Annotated in this window: 18 protein-coding genes and 2 pseudogenes; 8 read left to right on the top strand and 12 right to left on the bottom strand. The window is 52.7% G+C overall.

The window, feature by feature from the left end; translation table 11 throughout:
- Positions 1 to 333: 333 nt before the first annotated feature.
- A pseudogene (gene mntP, locus ACSZPU_RS14255) lies at positions 334 to 900 on the top strand (manganese efflux pump MntP).
- Here mntP and rlmA read toward each other — a convergent pair.
- The 6 genes and pseudogenes from rlmA to mgrB form a co-directional block, all read right to left on the bottom strand.
- The gene (gene rlmA, locus ACSZPU_RS14260; RefSeq protein ID WP_498999880.1) at positions 897 to 1,712 is read right to left on the bottom strand and encodes a 23S rRNA (guanine(745)-N(1))-methyltransferase; all 816 of its coding nucleotides are present in this window, start codon (positions 1,710 to 1,712) and stop codon (positions 897 to 899) included. The pseudogene mntP and the gene rlmA sit on opposite strands and share 4 nt — an antisense overlap.
- Before the next feature lie 151 nt (positions 1,713 to 1,863).
- Positions 1,864 to 2,073 carry a transcription antiterminator/RNA stability regulator CspE gene (gene cspE, locus ACSZPU_RS14265; RefSeq protein WP_001062678.1) on the bottom strand — a complete coding sequence of 70 codons (210 nt, stop codon included), beginning with the start codon at positions 2,071 to 2,073 and terminating at the stop codon, positions 1,864 to 1,866.
- A 12-nt stretch (positions 2,074 to 2,085) separates the two neighbouring features.
- A pseudogene (locus ACSZPU_RS14270) lies at positions 2,086 to 2,230 on the bottom strand (DUF2627 domain-containing protein).
- A 507-nt stretch (positions 2,231 to 2,737) separates the two neighbouring features.
- Entirely contained in the window at positions 2,738 to 3,739 is a 1,002-nt protein-coding gene (locus ACSZPU_RS14275; RefSeq protein WP_498999897.1) for an MBL fold metallo-hydrolase, read from the bottom strand.
- Positions 3,740 to 3,762: 23 nt separating this feature from the next.
- Complete coding sequence (locus ACSZPU_RS14280; RefSeq protein ID WP_498999899.1) at positions 3,763 to 4,056, bottom strand: YebO family protein; 294 nt, start codon at positions 4,054 to 4,056, stop codon at positions 3,763 to 3,765.
- Positions 4,057 to 4,130: 74 nt separating this feature from the next.
- Positions 4,131 to 4,274: a PhoP/PhoQ regulatory lipoprotein MgrB gene (mgrB, locus tag ACSZPU_RS14285; protein WP_498999901.1), complete on the bottom strand. Its 144-nt coding sequence runs from the start codon at positions 4,272 to 4,274 to the stop codon at positions 4,131 to 4,133.
- Between the two features lie 158 nt (positions 4,275 to 4,432).
- Here mgrB and ACSZPU_RS14290 point away from each other — a divergent pair, with 158 nt between their 5' ends.
- The gene (locus ACSZPU_RS14290) at positions 4,433 to 4,672 is read left to right on the top strand and encodes a YobH family protein (protein ID WP_343193707.1); all 240 of its coding nucleotides are present in this window, start codon (positions 4,433 to 4,435) and stop codon (positions 4,670 to 4,672) included.
- Positions 4,673 to 4,705: 33 nt separating this feature from the next.
- On the opposite strand, the gene kdgR is transcribed toward ACSZPU_RS14290, so the two are convergent.
- Positions 4,706 to 5,497, bottom strand: a complete 792-nt coding sequence (gene kdgR / locus ACSZPU_RS14295) for a DNA-binding transcriptional regulator KdgR (protein WP_498999903.1) — start codon at positions 5,495 to 5,497, stop codon at positions 4,706 to 4,708.
- A 177-nt stretch (positions 5,498 to 5,674) separates the two neighbouring features.
- Between kdgR and ACSZPU_RS14300 the strand changes: the two genes are divergently transcribed.
- Entirely contained in the window at positions 5,675 to 7,045 is a 1,371-nt protein-coding gene (locus ACSZPU_RS14300) for an MFS transporter (RefSeq protein WP_498999905.1), read from the top strand.
- Between the two features lie 45 nt (positions 7,046 to 7,090).
- Here ACSZPU_RS14300 and htpX read toward each other — a convergent pair whose 3' ends face one another.
- The 4 genes from htpX to ACSZPU_RS14320 all read right to left on the bottom strand — a co-directional run bounded on the left by htpX (position 7,091) and on the right by ACSZPU_RS14320 (position 11,515).
- On the bottom strand, positions 7,091 to 7,972 hold the full coding sequence (gene htpX, locus ACSZPU_RS14305) for a protease HtpX (protein ID WP_498999907.1): 882 nt from the start codon (positions 7,970 to 7,972) through the stop codon (positions 7,091 to 7,093).
- 193 nt (positions 7,973 to 8,165) lie between these two features.
- Complete coding sequence (prc, locus tag ACSZPU_RS14310; RefSeq protein ID WP_498999910.1) at positions 8,166 to 10,214, bottom strand: carboxy terminal-processing peptidase; 2,049 nt, start codon at positions 10,212 to 10,214, stop codon at positions 8,166 to 8,168.
- A 19-nt stretch (positions 10,215 to 10,233) separates the two neighbouring features.
- Complete coding sequence (proQ, locus tag ACSZPU_RS14315; RefSeq protein ID WP_498999912.1) at positions 10,234 to 10,920, bottom strand: RNA chaperone ProQ; 687 nt, start codon at positions 10,918 to 10,920, stop codon at positions 10,234 to 10,236.
- Positions 10,921 to 11,017: 97 nt separating this feature from the next.
- Positions 11,018 to 11,515: a GAF domain-containing protein gene (locus ACSZPU_RS14320; RefSeq protein ID WP_498999914.1), complete on the bottom strand. Its 498-nt coding sequence runs from the start codon at positions 11,513 to 11,515 to the stop codon at positions 11,018 to 11,020.
- Positions 11,516 to 11,648: 133 nt separating this feature from the next.
- On the opposite strand from ACSZPU_RS14320, the gene yebS reads away from it, so the two are divergent.
- From yebS to ACSZPU_RS14345, 5 genes are all read left to right on the top strand, one after another.
- The gene (yebS, locus tag ACSZPU_RS14325; protein ID WP_498999924.1) at positions 11,649 to 12,938 is read left to right on the top strand and encodes a membrane integrity lipid transport subunit YebS; all 1,290 of its coding nucleotides are present in this window, start codon (positions 11,649 to 11,651) and stop codon (positions 12,936 to 12,938) included.
- Positions 12,901 to 15,540, top strand: coding sequence for a PqiB family protein (locus ACSZPU_RS14330; RefSeq protein WP_498999916.1), 2,640 nt, complete (start codon positions 12,901 to 12,903; stop codon positions 15,538 to 15,540). Before yebS ends, ACSZPU_RS14330 begins: the two co-directional genes overlap by 38 nt.
- 79 nt (positions 15,541 to 15,619) lie before the next feature.
- Entirely contained in the window at positions 15,620 to 17,059 is a 1,440-nt protein-coding gene (gene rsmF / locus ACSZPU_RS14335) for a 16S rRNA (cytosine(1407)-C(5))-methyltransferase RsmF (protein ID WP_498999918.1), read from the top strand.
- 113 nt (positions 17,060 to 17,172) lie between these two features.
- Positions 17,173 to 17,412 carry a YebV family protein gene (locus ACSZPU_RS14340; protein ID WP_047370879.1) on the top strand — a complete coding sequence of 80 codons (240 nt, stop codon included), beginning with the start codon at positions 17,173 to 17,175 and terminating at the stop codon, positions 17,410 to 17,412.
- Between the two features lie 104 nt (positions 17,413 to 17,516).
- On the top strand, positions 17,517 to 17,708 hold the full coding sequence (locus ACSZPU_RS14345; RefSeq protein ID WP_498999920.1) for a YdfD/YebW family protein: 192 nt from the start codon (positions 17,517 to 17,519) through the stop codon (positions 17,706 to 17,708).
- Here ACSZPU_RS14345 and pphA read toward each other — a convergent pair whose 3' ends face one another.
- The gene (gene pphA / locus ACSZPU_RS14350; RefSeq protein WP_498999921.1) at positions 17,709 to 18,353 is read right to left on the bottom strand and encodes a protein-serine/threonine phosphatase; all 645 of its coding nucleotides are present in this window, start codon (positions 18,351 to 18,353) and stop codon (positions 17,709 to 17,711) included. It abuts the gene before it with no gap.
- Positions 18,354 to 18,499 lie beyond the last annotated feature (146 nt).

Raw genomic sequence — 18,499 nt, forward strand, 5'->3', positions numbered from 1 at the left:
CGGGCATCGTGAAAAGTCTATGTCAAAGAAAGGGTTATGTTCTCATAATTGACGATTAAATCGCACCTTCCCTAAATGCTAATCGTTATCAATTGGTAAACAGGATTATAATTTTCTGTTGTTGTTTTATATTCTCAAAATATGTTAAGGTTGCGCCGTCGTTGGGGAGTAACCGATTTCCCTTTCCCGGAAATGTACGTGTCAACATACTCGTTGCAAAACGTGGCGCGTACGGACTGAATGTCGTTCAGTCAGGCGAGACCATTGACACATCAACTGCTGTTTACTTGGGGCAGTGGTGTGTTATATGGAACTCCCGGTCAGGACGCTCGCATGAATTTATCCGCCACCATTCTTCTCGCCTTTGGTATGTCGATGGATGCTTTTGCTGCATCAATCGGTAAAGGGGCGACACTGCATAAACCCAAATTCTCAGAAGCGCTTCGCACCGGTCTTATCTTTGGCATTATCGAAACCCTGACACCGCTCATTGGCTGGGGTCTTGGCATGCTGGCCAGCCAGTTCGTACTGGAATGTAATCACTGGATTGCCTTTATTCTGCTGATCTTTCTTGGTAGCAGGATGGTACTGGAAGGGTTTCGCGGCGACACCGATGATTCAGAAGAAGCGCCGCGCCGTCACGGCTTCTGGCTGCTGGTCACGACAGCAATTGCCACCAGTCTTGATGCGATGGCGGTCGGGGTGGGTCTGGCATTCCTGCAGGTTAATATTCTGACGACCGCACTGGCAATCGGCTGTGCCACGCTGGTGATGTAGACGCTCGGGATGATGATTGGTCGTTATATTGGCCCGCTGCTCGGCAAACGGGCCGAAATTCTCGGCGGTGTCGTGCTTATTGGGATCGGTATTGAGATCCTCTGGTCACACTTCGCGCCTTAATCCAGGCGTTGCAGGCAGTGAAGAGTAAAATCGGTCTGGCAGATAAACCGCTCTTTCGCTGCCAACGTCTGCCAAACCTCCGGCTGTGCCCGCCATGCAAAGGGCGTCATCTGTAGCAACGCAACGGCCTCAGCACCGGTCAATTCCATCTCATAGCCCAGTGATTGCTGCTCAACGACGCGAAACCCGTCGATCTCGCCTTTATCCGGCGCATGGAGCTGCACATCGCGGTAAATCAGCCCTTTTAGCTCCATCAGATGGCGTGGACCAGGCGCGGCAGTAATCACCCATCCACCCGGCTTCACCACCCGCACCAGCTCTTCTGCTTTGCACGGCGCGTAAATGCGCACGATAGCGTCAATGCTGCCATCCTCGAAAGGCAGGCGGTGGCTGGAGGCCACGCAAAACATCACATCTGCATAGCGTTTCGCCGCCGCACGGATTGCCGCTTTTGACACATCGAGGCCAAATGTCTGCGCCTCTTTACTCTGCTCTACCTCAGCAAAGGACTGCGTGTAGTACCCTTCCCCACAGCCAATATCCAGTATCGCCCCAGCCTGCGCTGGAAGGCGCGTCTGCAGCTGTGATGCGATCGCATCACGCAGCGGCTGGTAGTGCCCGGCATCAAGAAACGCCCGGCGCGCCTGCATCATTTCCGCACTGTCACCCGGATCCCGCGAGCGCTTGTGCTGCACAGGCAGCAAGTTGACGTACCCTTCTTTCGCAATGTCGAACTGGTGGCGCTGTGGGCAGGAAAAGCTGCGTTCAGAACGCATCAAGGGGGCGTGGCAAAGCGGGCAACTGAGGGGCATGGTAACTCCGGAACTCTTTAAAGGGCGCAAGTTTACCGCCATTCGTCGCATCGGGGAATGCGGAGCAGAAATTAAAAAGCCCCGCACGATGGCGAGGCTTTTCGCTGACATTGATACGCCACAGGCGTCTCAAGTACCAGTGGTTTTGAAATTAGATAGCCGTTACGTTAACAGCGGCTGGGCCTTTCTGGCCGTCCTGAATTTCAAACTCAACGTTCTGGCCTTCGGCCAGGGTTTTGAAGCCGTTACCCTGGATTGCAGAGAAGTGTACGAACACGTCTTTGCTGCCATCAGCAGGAGTAATGAAACCAAAACCTTTGGACTCGTTGAACCACTTAACTTGACCTTTAATCTTTGCCATTTGCAATATTCCTTAATGTATATACTTCGCCCGCAGGCATTAACTGAGATAAAACTGAGACATTACTGCTTGAGGCACTAATATAAGGCTCGGCAGAGAAGCGGTATTCAACGATAACGTGTTTACTCAGGACTTCTTTACTGAAAATGCCACACATAAACAGAACTGTACCTCGTTTGACCCAAAACGTGTTATCACACACTACGTAAATTATGGCAAGCCATTTTTAAAAAGGCCTGGATCCGTCGCACAAATTCTGAGGTTATCAAAACATCTGATGCACATTTATGCATTGAATGTAACTTCATTACGACAGATAGCCACCCCCTCTGGCTCCCCTTGAAAACGCAGCTTTTTTACCATAGCTCAATGAGTTCCGTTCGTCCACGAGGGGGGGGTAAAAATATTCCGATATACCCTATATCATTAGATGCATTTAAGCATAGCTATGCCATTTTTCGCTAATGAGGAAGGTATGAAATGCTCCCCTTTCGCAACTAATCAAATCCACTGGTTTACCATCGAATATTTATTGTGCGATTAAGCAATATGGTGCACCAAAATAATGAAAATATGATGACAATGCCTCATAAAAAGGCAATAAAAACGTTTCGATGAAAATAAAACTATTTCACTTTGTCTAAATAATAAATTAGTACCAGTGCTACTTGCCCGGATCGTGAAAAGATAAATACTGGCCCATTTTGAGCGTAATGAAGTTGGTAATGTCTTGTGCCGTTTCGCTTAATGCCGCGTCCAGCTCGCGTATTGGCTCATCCAGTGACTCATCTGCCAGCTCAAAGACACCCCAGTGGATTGGAAATGCCAGAGGTTTACCCAACTGTTGCCATAAGGTTACCGCCTGTTGCGGATCCATGTGGTTGTAAGCCATGAACCAACGGGGGGCGTATGCACCAATGGGAAGCGCAGCCAGACTCAACGGCCCCAAACGCTGTGGTATTGCCAGCAATTCTTTGCTGTAACCCGTATCTCCGGGAAACCAAAAGCGATGCGCACTGTTTTCAATTACCCAGCCGCACCACAATACGTTATTACGATCCCAGGGCGTACGCATGCTCCAGTGCTGCGCGGGTACCGCCGTATAAGCCAGTCCCTGAAACACCACGCTTTGCCACCAGTCCAGTTCTATCACATTGCGCGCCCCCAGACGACGACACCAGTCACCCAGCCCGAGGGGTACAAAAATCGTCACCTGCGAAAAGCGTTGTATCAGTGTCCGCATTGTTCGGGCATCAAGATGATCGTAGTGATTGTGCGAGATAACGATAGCGTCAAGCGTGGGAAGGTCGGAAATGTCCAGTGCGGGCGGCGTACGGCGCTGCGGCCCGGCAAAACTCAGTGGTGAGGCACGATGAAAAAAAACCGGATCGGTCAAAATATACTGCCCCATCAGGCGCAGCAGGATAGATGAATGACCCAGCCACCAGACACGATCATCGTCACCGTCAATTTCTGCACGCTGCCACCACTGCGCAGTAAAGCTGGCATAGCCCTGCGCGGGAGGACGCGGCAATCCGGCAGCTTTACGTTCCTGGCGCCAACGCTTCACATCGCCAGATGCATGACCACCTGGCACGAGATTGGTAAAGCCATCGGGACAATGGTGAGGGAATGCAGAATTAAACCAGGGATTTTTACGTGCCATGCTACCCCCTCACCACTGCGGAATTAACGCTCGGCAACCAGACGAATAAAATCGTCGTCTTTACCTTGTTCGTCAGCAACCGGCTCCGGGGTAACCTCTTTTTCCTTGTCCGGTTCGTTAGATTCGCACAAGCGACGTAATAACGCGTTCTGTCGTTTTTGCTGATCTAACATAGCTTCGAGCAACTCAATTTGCTCATTCGTCCGCGAGCTTGCGCGATTGATAAAGAACCACAGCACCAGCCCAACCAGTAACACCACCACCGAAACAACAAAAGACGCAATATTCAATGCGCCTGAATTCACTAATTCGTTCATTTCACCACCTCAACCAAAGAGGTACATTTTACCACTGGTAAAGCGGAAGGAAATCGCTAACGACAAAAAAGCCCCTACCAGGGGATATATTTATTGATGACACAAATGCCGCTGAAAAACTGAACATCCTGGTCGCACATCACATTTAGCATTTGAGTCCAGAGCAACAGGCAGACCACCATTACGGCGATCAGTAGTAGCCATCTAAATTTTTTCACTCCATTCTCCGAAACTCGACTCTATGTCACCAGGTTAGCACTAGTTCCTTAAACCGCGACTAACTGTATCTCCAATCGGCGTTTTTAGGAATGCTCGGGTGGGCGGCTAATAACCAAAGCGGTAGCCTGAGCACAATATTCAAACGCAAGCAACAAAGATGCGCACACTTATTCGGGCAATCATTGTCGTGGCACTGGTCTGGGTTGGTATTTTACTCAGCGGATATGGCGTGCTGGTTGGCAGCCATGAGAATGCCGCAGGCCTGGGGTTACAGTGTAAATACCTGACGGCTCGCGGTGTCAGCACGGCACAATACGTCCACTCCAGCAGCGGTATTATCGGGCTCACACAATGTCCGGTACTGCGAAAAAGCGAAACCGTAGTCGACAACGGATAAACAAACGCCGCCATCAAGGCGGCGTTTTTACACTCAGAACGGATAGTCGTTGTAGCCCATCTGCTCAGAAATCTTACGTGCAGCATGGTGGAGCATGCTGACATATTCGTGCAGGCGCTCCTCAGAGAAACGCAGCGTCGGGAAGGATATACTCAACCCGGCAATCACCACGCCGAAACGGTCAAACACCGGCACACCAATGCAGCGCAACCCCTCTTCCTGCTCTTCATTATCTTCGCCATAACCCTGCTGGCGAACGATATCGAGCATCGGCAGTAAATCCTCGGTACTGGTAATAGTACGATCGGTGCTGCGCTTGTATTCCACACCTTCAAGGATCTGCACAACCTCTTCTTTGTCGCGCCACGCCAGCAATACTTTACCAATCGCGGTGCTGTACAGCGGATTACGGCGACCAATACGCGAGTACATGCGCAGGTTGTACATAGAGTCGATTTTATGGATGTAGACAATGCTGTCTTCATCCAGCGCACCCAAGTGGATGGTCTCTTTGGTGAGGCGAGAGAGTTCACGCATCTGGATATCGGCACTGCGGATCAGGTCAACGTTTTGCAGCGCTCGCGCGCCGAGTTCGAACAGTTTCAGGGTCAGCGAGTATTTCTCTGACTCCCCTTCCTGTGCAACGTAGCCCAATGATTTCATTGTCTGCAAAAAGCGATATACGGTGCTTTTTGACATCATGACGCGCTGCGAAAGTTCGGTAATCCCGATCTCACGTTCTTCGCCAAGCGCCTGCAGAATGCCAAATACCTTCAATACAGAAGAAACAGAGTCTGGCTGTTTGTCCAAATCTGCGATAGCCATTAGTCACCTCATCGCCCGTGTTTTATAAAAATCAGAATAGTTTTTTATTATAAATTTCTCGCCTGCCCGTCGCAATCCGAGTTTGGCAACTTCGTTAAAAATCTGCGATATAAAACCGAAATACGGATGTTAGAATCATTATACAAATCATCGAACAAACAAACCCCAGCTTTTTCTATGGATAAATCGACGCCTGACGGCTTACCTGTTCCACAGCGCTACGGCGCGATTTTGACCATTGTTATCGGAATTACCATGGCCGTCCTCGACGGCGCGATTGCCAACGTTGCGCTACCGACGATTGCCCGCGATCTGCACGCCTCGCCCGCCAGTTCAATTTGGGTGGTGAACGCCTATCAGATAGCGATTGTTATTTCGTTACTCACGCTCTCGTTCCTTGGCGATATGTTCGGCTACCGTCGCGTCTATCAATGCGGGCTGGTGCTCTTTACCCTGACTTCACTGCTTTGTGCCCTGTCCGATTCGCTGCTCACGCTGACACTGGCCCGTGTCGCACAAGGCTTCGGTGGCGCGGCGCTAATGAGTGTGAATACGGCTTTGATCCGCCTGATTTACCCCCAGCGCCAGCTCGGGCGCGGTATGGGGATCAACTCGTTCGTGGTGGCCGTCTCGTCGGCTGCGGGCCCGACGATTGCCGCCGCCATTCTTTCTGTCGCCTCCTGGCAGTGGCTGTTTTTGATCAACGTGCCGCTGGGGATTATCTCGCTGGTGCTGGCACTGCGTTATTTACCCGCCAACGGTTCACGTAGCGCGATGCCGAAATTCGATCTCCCAAGCGCAGTGATGAATGCACTGACGTTTGGTTTGCTGATCACCGCGATGAGCGGTTTTGCCCAAGGGCAATCCACCACGCTGGTGCTGAGTGAAATTGCCGCTATGTTGATCATCGGGACCTTCTTTGTGCGTCGACAGCTGCGTTTGCCGGTACCACTGTTACCGGTCGACCTGCTGCGGATCCCGCTGTTTTCGCTGTCGATTTGCACGTCGATATGTTCTTTCTGCGCGCAAATGCTGGCACTCGTTTCCCTGCCCTTTTTCATGCAATCGGTGCTCGGACGCAGTGAAGTGGAAACAGGTCTGCTGTTAACTCCGTGGCCGTTAGCCACCATGGTGATGGCCCCTCTGGCAGGCTATCTGATTGAACGTGTCCATGCCGGACTGTTGGGGGCGCTTGGACTGGCGATGATGGCCTGCGGGTTATTTGCGCTTGCGATGCTGCCGACGGCCCCGACTGATGCGGATATTATCTGGCGAATGGCGCTCTGCGGTGCCGGGTTTGGCCTGTTCCAGTCACCCAATAACCATACGATTATCAGCTCGGCACCGCGTCAGCGTAGCGGTGGAGCCAGTGGTATGCTGGGTACCGCACGTCTGTTAGGCCAGAGTTCCGGGGCAGCGCTGGTGGCGCTGCTGTTCAATCTGTTTGATAAGAGCGGGACACACACCTCACTGTTGCTCGCAGGCATACTGGCAACAGTCGCCGCCATTGTCAGCGGATTGCGCATCACCCAGCCACACAACGTATAAAAAAAGCGCGTCTTATGACGCGCTTTTTCATTTCATGCTCAGCCCTTATTTCAGATACGCACCGCTACGCAGTGCTTCGATACGTTTGTCCAGCGGTGGGTGTGTCATAAACAGTTCGCTTAATGACTTGCCTTTACCGTTGATGCAAAACGCCATCATGCTGCTGGCTTCCTGCGGCTCGTAGCTGGTTTTCAGACGCTGGAGCGCGGCAATCATTTTTTCACGGCCGACCAACTTCGCGGAACCCGCATCGGCATGGAATTCGCGATGACGCGAGAACCACATCGTGATGATGCTCGCCAGGATACCGAACACCAGTTCCAGTACTGTTGCTACAGCAAAGTAGATTAACGGATTACCGTTGCTCTCTTCACCTTCATCGCGGTTGCCGCTAAGAAAGCCTGAGGCAATCTGCGCGAGAATACGCGAGATAAAGATAACAAAGGTGTTCACTACGCCCTGAATCAGGGTCATGGTCACCATGTCACCGTTCGCAATGTGGCTAATTTCGTGCGCGATAACCGCTTCGGCTTCATCACGACTCATGTTCTGCAAAAGTCCGGTACTGACCGCGACCAGAGACGCATCACGGCGTGCACCGGTCGCAAATGCGTTGATATCCGGCGCATGATAGATAGCGACCTGCGGCATAGCAATGCCCGCCTGGCGAGACTGCCCGGCAACGGTATTCATCAACCAGCGTTCCATATCATTACGCGGTTGTTCAATCACTTCACCACCGACGGATTTCAGCGCCATCCATTTCGACATCAGCAGTGAAACAAAAGAGCCGCCAAAACCAAACAGCAGCGCCATAATTAACAATCCCTGCACGCTGCTCGACTGAATGCCCGTCAGGCTAAGCACCAGGCCGAACACCAGCATCACGGCAAGGTTAGTCAACAGGAAGAGCGCGATACGCATCATAATATTCTTTTAACCTCTAATTAACAAAACGCACTATGCGATTACCCACATCGTATGGTTAATCCGGTTATTTTCAAGCGTCAGAGAGCCGTAAGTCTCCAGAAAGACACAACTTTACATTTTGTAGCATAATGCTTACGCCATATGGAGCTTGTTAAAAAAACAGGCACAATTTCTTGTGCCTGTTGGAGGATTATTTTGCGGGAGCGGGGTCGACCGCCGGGGCGTCTTTCTCGAGATGGGCAAGGTCCAGCGCGATATTGACGGTTTCGTCCAGATACGGATCCGGCTCTTTGTAGTCTTTCGGCAAATCGTCGAGTTTTTTCAGCAACGGCTTGCCTTCGCGTTTGAAGCGATCGTTGAGACGGCTGAGACGAATAGCATCGTCTTCATTGTTCTCTTTTTCACGCTGCGCATAGTTCAGAGACACGATATTCTTTTTATCTTTCAGGGCATTGAAGCGAGCAATGTCCTTCATGATGTACTGGAATTCCGGGTCTTTGGCAATACGCTCGTCGTGCTTCTGCAGCAGCTCCGGGCCGAATGGCTTCATGTCTCCAGACTTCGTAAAGTTGGCTGCATTGATGCTATCCCACGGCAGTGCGTTGTCTTCAAACTTCTCGCCTGTTTCCGTCTCTTGTGTTCCGGTCGGCATGATGATGTCCGGCGTGACACCTTTACGCTGCGTACTCCCGCCATTGACGCGGTAGAACTTCTGAATGGTGTACTGCACGGAACCCAGCGCTGGCCACTCCGGACGCAACATCTGATCGTAAATACGGTTCAGTGAACGATACTGCTGGACGGTGCCTTTACCGAAGGTCGGTTCCCCAACAATCAGCGCACGACCGTAATCCTGCATCGCTGCAGCGAAGATTTCAGATGCCGAGGCACTGAAACGATCAACCAGGACCACCAGCGGGCCTTTGTAATAGACCACGCCATCGGTATCGCTGTCTTCACGCACTTTACCGTTATTGTCACGAACCTGAACCACAGGACCTGACGGAATGAACAGACCAGAAAGGGAAACCGCTTCCGTTAATGCCCCACCACCGTTGGTGCGCAGGTCAATCACGACGCTACTGACGTTCAGTTTTTCCAGCTTCTGCAGTTGAACCTTGACGTCATCCGTCAAGCCAACATAGAAACCAGGGATATCCAGTACGCCGACTTTCTCTTTGCCGACCGTTTTCACCGACATTTTCACCGCGCGGTCTTCCAGACGGATACGCTCACGGGTCAACGTCACAATACGGGTCTTGGTGCCTTTACCCGCCGGCAGAACTTCAAGACGAACCTTGCTGCCTTTTGGGCCTTTGATCAACGCAACAACATCATCCAGACGCCAGCCAATGACATCGACCATATTCTGGCCCGTCTGACCCACGCCTACGATACGATCGCCCACGCTGATGGCTTTACTCTTCGCCGCCGGGCCACCCGCAACCATCGAATTGATGACCGTGTAGTCGTCATCCATCTGCAGAACGGCACCAATACCTTCCAGAGAGAGGCTCATTTCGGTGTTGAACTGCTCGGTATTACGTGGCGACAGATAGTTAGTATGCGGATCAATCTCGCGAGCAAACGCCGTCATCGCCAGCGAGAACACATCTTCGCTGTTCGTTTGCGCCAGGCGGCGAATCGCGAACTTATAACGACGCGTCAGCGTTTCGCGGATCTCTTTTTCATCTTTACCGGTGAGTTTGAGGCTCAGCTCGTCATATTTGACTTTGCTATCCCACAGGGCATTGAGCTCAGACTCATCCTTCGGCCACGGCGCTTTGCTGCGATCGAGGTTGAAGGTGTCGTTGCCGGAGAAATCCATCGGACGTTCCAGCACTTTCAGTGCGTACTGATAGCGTTCGAAACGGCGCTTTTGCGCAAGATTGTAGAGATCGTAGAAAACGTCCAGTTTGCCGGTGCGAAGTTCATCACCTAACAGCGTCTTTTTCTGCGCAAACTGTGCAACGTCGCTGGCCAGCAGCACGTTATGGCTGTAATCCAGCAAATTGAGGTAGCGATCGAAGATCTTTGCCGAGAAGGCTTGATCCAGATCGAACTGGCGGTAGTGGGAACGCGTAAACCGCGAAGTCACACGTTCACTCACCGTCGCGTGCTGAGCCTCTTCCTTTAGTACCGGGATTTGATCAGCACGAGTAATATCTTCCACTGCGAAAACCTGGCCTGTTATTAACAACAGGCCAGCCAACGCTGTGCGCTTAAACAAAGTGTTCATGCCAGGCCAGGCCTCCGTTTCAGAACATCAAATGTTCTGCGCGTACAATCATCGACATACCCGAAGTAAGCTGTACGCGAACGCCATCTTTGGTAATTTCCAGTACGGTGGCGTCCATCGCATTATTACCCGCTTTAACCTTGAGGTTTTGACCTACGGTCAGTGCAGATAAATCTGAAACTGGCGTATGGCGTTCTTCTCGCGGCTCGCGCTGGGGTTTTGCGGCAGGTTTGTCAGTACGAGGTTTACGCTCGCTGTTTTCCTTACGACGCGGTGCCGGACGAGGTTTGCGTTCACGACGCGGAGCCTCTTCCGTCTCACCGGCTGCAGCGGCTGCTTCTCGTTTTTTCGCTTGTTGTTCAGCGCGTTGCGCCTGAACGCGAGCTTTGGCTTCTTCAAGCTGCTTGCGAGCGTGTTCAACGTGCTGCTCATCCAGAACGCCACACGGGTTACCGTCGAGATCCACACGGGTCGCGCCGGCTTTGATACCGTAAAGGTAACGCCAGCTTGAAGTGTAAAGACGTAAAGCGGAACGAAGTTGAGTTTTGCTGAGACTCATCTCACCCTCAACTCGTGCTACTAAATCCTGAAAAATACCGATTTTCAGGGGGCGCGCTTCGCCTTCTGCACTGAAACAGTGAGGAAAACGTTCGGCCAAAAAGACGATAACTTCTTTACTGCTATTCAACTTAGGTTGATTTTCCATGAAATTTCCTGATTACAACGGACGTTGCCAACAAGCCGCAGGCATGAACAGGCGTCATTATAATGACGCTATCCGTAAATGCTACGTTATCCGTTGATTATCCTGCGACGCCCGCAAAGAATTTTTTATAATCGGTTTGTGCAAGGGTGTTTTCCAGGTGCGAAACCAGCTCACGCAACCCTTGTTCATCCTCTGCGGCAAAGCGCGAGAATTCGACGCTGTCGATATCCAGCACGCCAATAATCTGATTATTCAGCGTAATCGGCAGCACGATTTCCGAGTTGCTGGCAGCATCGCAGGCAATATGCCCAGAAAACTGATGCACATCTTCCACGCGCTGCACGCTGTTTTGCGCCACGGCCGTACCGCAAACGCCGCGCCAGACAGGGATCCGCACGCAGGCTATCTTGCCCTGGAACGGCCCTAATACCAGCGTATCCCCTTCCAGGAGATAGAAACCGGCCCAGTTCACACTGTTCAAACGTTCAAAAAGCAACGCACTGGTGTTAGCCAGTGTGGCTAAGAAACTGGTTTCACCTGCCATTAACGCCTGAAAATCACGGTTCAAATCCGCGTAAAATTCTATTTTGTTCATTCTCCAATCACTTTATGTCTTACTTCGGTCATGCAGTGTAGCCTATTAAAATAAGCATTAAATGCATTGATGCTCAAGAAGTTCCCATCATGAGTTAAGATAGATTTATTCCTGATTTATTCATATGCATGCAATGGCCCTGAAAAACCGACAGATAACGCCTGCCAAAAAAATGGCCGTCCACGCCATCGGCGATGCCTTGCCCCGCGCACATTATCAGCGATGCCCGCAATGCGATACGCTTTTTGCCCTTCCGGCTATGAAATCGCATCAAAGTGCATTCTGTCCCTGCTGCGATGCGAAAATCCGTGACGGCAGAGACTGGTCGTTAACCCGCCTGGCGGCAATGGCTGTCACCATGCTGCTATTGATGCCTTTCGCCTGGAGCGAACCGCTGCTGCACTTCTATCTGCTGGGCGTGCGCATTGACGCCAACCTGATGCAGGGGATCTGGCAAATGACCGCCCAGGGCGATCCGCTGACGGCGGCCATGGTGCTGTTTTGTACCGTCGGCGCACCGTTGGTACTGGTGGCCGCAATCGCTTATTTATGGTTTGGCAACATTCTGGGTATGAACCTGCGCCCGGTGTTGCTGATGCTGGAAAAGCTCAAAGAGTGGGTCATGCTGGATATTTATCTGGTGGGCGTGGGCGTCGCGTCGATCAAAGTTCAGGACTACGCTTTTCTGCAGCCGGGCATCGGACTTATCGCCTTCGTCGCACTGGTAATTTTGAGCATTCTGACGCTGATTCATTTAAACGTTGAGCAACTCTGGGAACGTTTCTATCCACAGCGTCCCGCCAAACGTCCGGATGAAAAACTTCGCGTTTGCCTCGGTTGCCACTTTACTGGTTTCCCGGATTCGCGTGGACGCTGCCCGCGATGCCATATTCCCCTGCGCCTGCGTCGGCGCCAGAGCGTGCAAAAATGCTGGGCATCATTGATCGCATCAATTATTTTACTGTTCCCTGCCAACCTGTTGCCCATCTCAGTGGTCTATGTGAACGGCGCGCGACAGCAAGACACCATTATGTCGGGCATTATGTCGCTGGCACACAGCAATGTCGCGGTTGCAGGGGTGGTCTTTGTCGCCAGTATTCTGGTGCCATTTACCAAAGTTATTGTGCTGTTTACACTGCTGCTGAGTATCCACTTCAAGTTTGAACATGGGTTACGTGCACGCATCCTGCTGCTACGAATTGTGACCTGGATTGGGCGCTGGTCCATGCTCGATCTGTTTGTCATTTCATTGACGATGTCACTGATTAACCGCGACCAGTTACTCGCTTTTACCATGGGCCCCGCTGCGTTTTACTTCGGCGCAGCGGTAATATTGACTATTCTTGCTGTGGAATGGCTGGACAGCCGCTTACTTTGGGATGCACATGAGTCAGGAAACCCCCGCTTCGCCGATGCCGACTGAAGCGCGCATAAAAACAAAACGTCGCATTTCGCCTTTCTGGCTACTGCCGGTCATTGCGCTGCTGATTGCAGGTTGGCTGGTATGGGGAAGTTATGAAGATCGCGGCAATACCATCACCATCGATTTTATGTCTGCAGATGGCATTGTTGCGGGCAGAACCCCGATTCGCTATCAGGGTGTCGAAGTGGGTACCGTGCAGGATATCCGCCTGAGCGACGATCTGAAAAAAATCCAGGTCCGTGCCAGCATCAAAGCCAATATGAAAGATGCGTTACGCAACGAGACGCAATTCTGGTTGGTTACGCCAAAAGCGTCTCTCGCAGGCGTGTCCGGGCTGGATGCGTTAGTCGGCGGTAACTATATCGGCATGATGCCCGGTAAAGGGGATCCACAAGAGCATTTCACCGCACTGGACACACAGCCGAAATATCGCCTGAACAATGGCGAGCTGATGATTCATCTGCACGCGCCGGATTTGGGCTCACTCAACAGCGGCTCACTGGTTTATTTCCGCAAAATTCCCGTCGGGCGCGTTTACGATTACGCCATCAACGCAAATAAACAAGGCGTCACCATCGATGTGCTGATCGAGCGTCGTTTTACCAATCTGGTGAAAAAAGGCAGCCGCTTCTGGAATATTTCCGGCGTGAAGGCTGATGTCAGCCTGAGCGGCGCAAAAGTCGAGCTTGAAAGCCTCGCCGCACTGGTCAATGGCGCTATCGCGTTTGACTCCCCGGATGAATCTCAACCCGCGACCCAGGATGATGAATTTGGTCTTTACGAGGACCTGGCACACAGTCAGCGTGGCGTATTGATCAAACTTGACCTCCCCGGCGGTGATGGCCTGAGAGCAGGTTCAACTGCCCTGATGTACCAGGGACTCCAGGTCGGCCAGTTGACGAAACTCAATCTCAACCCGGGTGGCGTGGTGACGGGTGAACTGACGGTGGATCCGGGCGTGGTTAATTTACTGCGCGACGATACGCGAATCGAAATGCGCAGCCCGAAAATCTCGCTCAATAACCCCAGCATCAGTTCACTTTTGACTGGCAGTACGCTGGAGCTGGTGCCCGGCGAAGGCCAGCCACGCGATCACTTTGTGGTGCTGCCCGCCACGAAAAACTTATTGCAGGAGCCGGGGGTTGTTACCCTGACCCTGACCGCGCCAGAGAGCTATGGCATAGACGCGGGGCAACCGCTGATGCTGCATGGCGTGCAGGTAGGCCAGGTACTTGAGCGCACCCTAAGCGACAAAGGTGTTTCATTTGCGCTGGCGATCGACCCGCAATATCGTGACCTGGTGCACGGCGACAGCAAGTTTGTGGTGAACAGCCGTATTGATGTCAAAGTGGGGCTTGATGGTGTGGAGTTCCTCGCAGCCAGCGCCAGTGAATGGGTTAGCGGCGGTATTCGCATTCTACCAGGCAGTAAAGGCGAGATGAAGCCCAGCTACCCACTGTTTGCCAATCTGGACAAAGCGCTGGAAAACAGCCTGAGCGACCTGCCGACCACCACCTTGACTCTGACGGCTGACACCCTGCCGGATGTGCAGGCGGGTTCGGTGGTGCTTTACCGTAAATTTGAAGTGGGTGAAGTGATTACCGTGCGCCCACGTGCCAATGCCTTTGATATCGAAGTGCACATTAAACCGGAATATCGCTCGCTGCTAACCAGCAACAGCGTGTTCTGGGCCGAAGGCGGTGCCAAGATCCAGCTGAATGGCAGCGGCCTGACGGTTCAGGCGTCACCGCTGTCGCGTGCGCTGAAAGGGGCAATCAGTTTCGATAATCTCAGCGGTGCCAGCGCCAGTGCGCGTAAAGGTGATAAACGCATTCTTTATGCCTCAGAAACCACCGCCCGTGCCGTGGGCAGCCAGATAACCCTGCATGCCTATGATGCCGGGAAACTGGCAGCAGGTATGCCAATTCGCTATCTGGGTATTGATATCGGGCAGATATCCAGCCTCCAGCTCATCGCCGACCGAAGCGAAGTGCAGGCCACCGCGGTACTGTACCCGGAATATGTGCAGACCTTTGCCCGTGGCGGTACGCGTTTCTCGGTTGTCACGCCGCAAATCTCCGCCGCAGGCGTTGAGCATCTTGATACCATCCTGCAGCCGTATATCAACGTTGAACCCGGCCACGGCGAGGCCCGTCGCGATTTTGAAATCCAGGAAACTACGATCACCGATTCCCGCTATCTGGATGGCCTGAACGTCGTGGTAGAAGCTCCGGAAGCCGGTTCGCTGAATATCGGGACACCGGTTCTGTTCCGTGGCATCGAGGTGGGAACAGTCACGGGCCTGATGCTCGGTTCGCTGTCGGATCGTGTGATGGTGGGCCTGCGGATCAGCAAACGCTATCAGCATCTGGTGCGCAATAACTCGGTGTTCTGGCTGGCGTCCGGCTATTCGCTGGACTTTGGTCTGACGGGAGGTGTGGTGAAAACCGGAACCTTCAACCAGTTTATCCGTGGAGGGGTTGCCTTCGCTACGCCACCAGATACTCCACTGGCACCGAAAGCACAGCCGGGCAAACATTTCCTGTTACAGGAAAGCGAGCCTAAAGAGTGGCGTCAGTGGGGTACCGCCCTGCCACGCTAATGCCTGACCGCTCCGGCGTGCCCGCGCCGGAGCGAGTATGTTACACTGCGCCCCTCCCTGCTTTCCTGTGGTATAACCTGTGGCTCAAAACGCTGTTTATCTTCCCGACGAATTTCTGGCGCAAATGCGAGATTTGCTGCCTGCCCACCTCTCCTTCGACGATTTTATTGCGGCCTGTCAGCGCCCTTTGCGACGCAGCCTGCGCGTTAACACGCTTAAGATTACCGTCGAGGACTTCCTGACGCTTGTTGCCCCTTATGGCTGGCAACTGACGCCGATCCCGTGGTGTGCCGAAGGGTTCTGGATTGAGCGGGATGATGAAGAGACGTTGCCGCTCGGCAGCACCGCCGAGCATTTGAGCGGCATGTTTTATATCCAGGAAGCCAGTTCCATGTTGCCGGTTAGCGCCCTGTTTGCCGATGGCGACATGCCCGAACGCGTCATGGACGTTGCAGCGGCACCGGGTTCAAAAACCACGCAAATTGCCGCGCGAATGGGCAATCGCGGTGCCATCCTCGCCAATGAGTACTCCGCGAGTCGCGTAAAAGTGCTGCATGCCAATATCAGCCGCTGTGGCATTTCCAGTGTCGCGCTGACCCATTTTGATGGTCGCGTCTTCGGCCCCGCATTGCCGGAGATGTTTGACGCCATTTTGCTGGATGCCCCGTGCTCCGGTGAGGGCGTGGTGCGCAAGGATCCGGATGCCTTAAAGAACTGGTCGCATGCCAGCAACCTTGAAATCGCTGCGACCCAGCGCGAACTGATCGATAGCGCTTTTCATGCGCTGCGTCCGGGCGGCACGCTGGTCTATTCAACCTGCACGCTCAATCGCGATGAAAATGAAGCCATTTGCCACTGGCTTAAGACACAGTATCCCGACGCGGTGGAGTTTTTGCCACTCGATGCCCTTTTTGCAGGCGCGCAGCAGGCGCTCACGGCAGAGGGCTTCTTACATGTCTTCCCGCAGATTTATGACTGTGAAGGCTTCTTTGTTGCACGACTGCGTAAAACCGCAGCGATTGCCCCGATGCCCGCGCCCGGCTACAAAGTGGGCAACTTCCCGTTTGCCCCTATGAAACCAAAAGAAGCGTCTCAGGTGGTAAACGCTGCCGCCGTCGTCGGCCTGTACTGGCACGATGAATTGCATCTGTGGCAACGCGATAAAGAGATCTGGCTGTTCCCTGCGCTGATTGAGCCGCTTATTGGCAAGGTGCGTTTCTCACGGCTTGGTATCAAGCTGGCTGAGAGTCACAACAAAGGTTACCGCTGGCAGCATGAGGCCGTGATCGCGCTGGCGGGGGTCGATAACCCTCTGTCATTTGAGCTTACGCATCAGGAAGCAGAAGAGTGGTACCGCGGGCGCGACGTCTACCCGGAAACCCCACCGAAAAAAGACGATGTCATCGTGACCTATCAGCGCCAGCCGCTGGGGCTGGCGAAAAAAGTGGGCAGCAGACTGAAAAACAGTTACCCGCGTGAGCTGGTAAGAGACGGTCGTCTATTCGCCAGCAATACGTGACGGCGAGCAAAAAAACAGCATTTTCTGACTGGCATCTTGCTCTGTGTTGTACCAGGCTGAATATTAGGCGGCTTTACTGGTCGTACCACATTAATCCATCAACGGAGAGCATTATGACGAAAACCAGCGTGCGTATCGGCGCCTTCGAAATCGATGATGCCGAGTTGCAGGGCGAGAACCAGGGAGAGCGAACATTACGCATTCCTTGCTCATCAGACCCGGATTTATGTATGCAACTTGATGCCTGGGACGCGGAAACCAGCATTCCAGCGATCCTTGACGGCGAACATTCCGTTTTATACCGCGAACATTACGATCAGAAATCTGATACCTGGGTCATGCGTCTTGCCTGATCCAATGGGAACCCGTCCATAAGACGGGTTATTTACCCGCCTGGTTTCCCCTGCCCCCATTCATCCCCTACAATTACGTTACGCTGTAATGAACCGAGGATGGAATGTTCGCTCTGGTCTTGTTTGTTTGCTACCTGGATGGTGGGTGTGATGACATCGTCGTCGATGTCTTTAATACCGAACAACAGTGCCTTGTCGCCATGGATGTGCAGCGTCTGCGCTATGGTGGATGCTATCCGGTGGAGGATTTTATCGACTGTTTCTGGCGCCCAGCCCAGGAATACAGCGATTTTTAGCTACTGCACGCGCGCCAGCGTTAGCTCACCACCAAAAACCGCCCCCGTATCAATGTAATGCTGATTGGTTGCATCCACGCGATGCTTGAGTGGCGTGTGACCAAACCAGAAATGATCCGCACCGGAGATGGCCTCACCTTTGCCCGCCAGATGCTCACTCAGGCGCTCACGACGCCAGAGCACCGATTCTTTGTTTACCGGTTTTTGCCACACGTAGTGCCCGGACGGGTAATCCGCGTGGGCGATGACGTTAACACCGCTGGAACAGTGCAACTCGATGATGTACGGCAGCCGATCGCATTCCCGCAGCGCCTCATACGCCACCTGCTGCTCCTCTTCGCGTAACGCGTTAAACCAGTTGCCGCCATTAAATGACCACAGGGTCATATCTCCCGCGTTAAGCGCGTCGATAGCCATTTGTTCATGGTTACCTCTGACCGTTTTGAACCACGACCGCTTGAGCAGTTGCAGGCAATGCAGGCTGTCAGGTCCCAGATCAATCAAATCACCAACGCATATCAGTAAATCCTTATAAGGATCAAAGTGGCGATCGCGTAGTTCATTCAACAGCCGCTGATGGCAACCGTGTAAATCGCCCACGATCCAGATATGCCGCCAGCTATTCCCATCGATACGCTGATACATATTTCCCCCCTTATTTCTAGTATAGGAAGGAGGCTTGACTCTGCGTAATTTTGGCAAAATTCAGTGGAACCTAGATAGTGTCGTCACGAGGATAAAAATCATTGATAATAGGGCCTTCTAATCAGAAGGCCCTATTATCATGACTA

Source organism: Phytobacter sp. V69 (assembly GCF_965644215.1).
In the GTDB taxonomy this organism is placed as follows: domain Bacteria; phylum Pseudomonadota; class Gammaproteobacteria; order Enterobacterales; family Enterobacteriaceae; genus Phytobacter.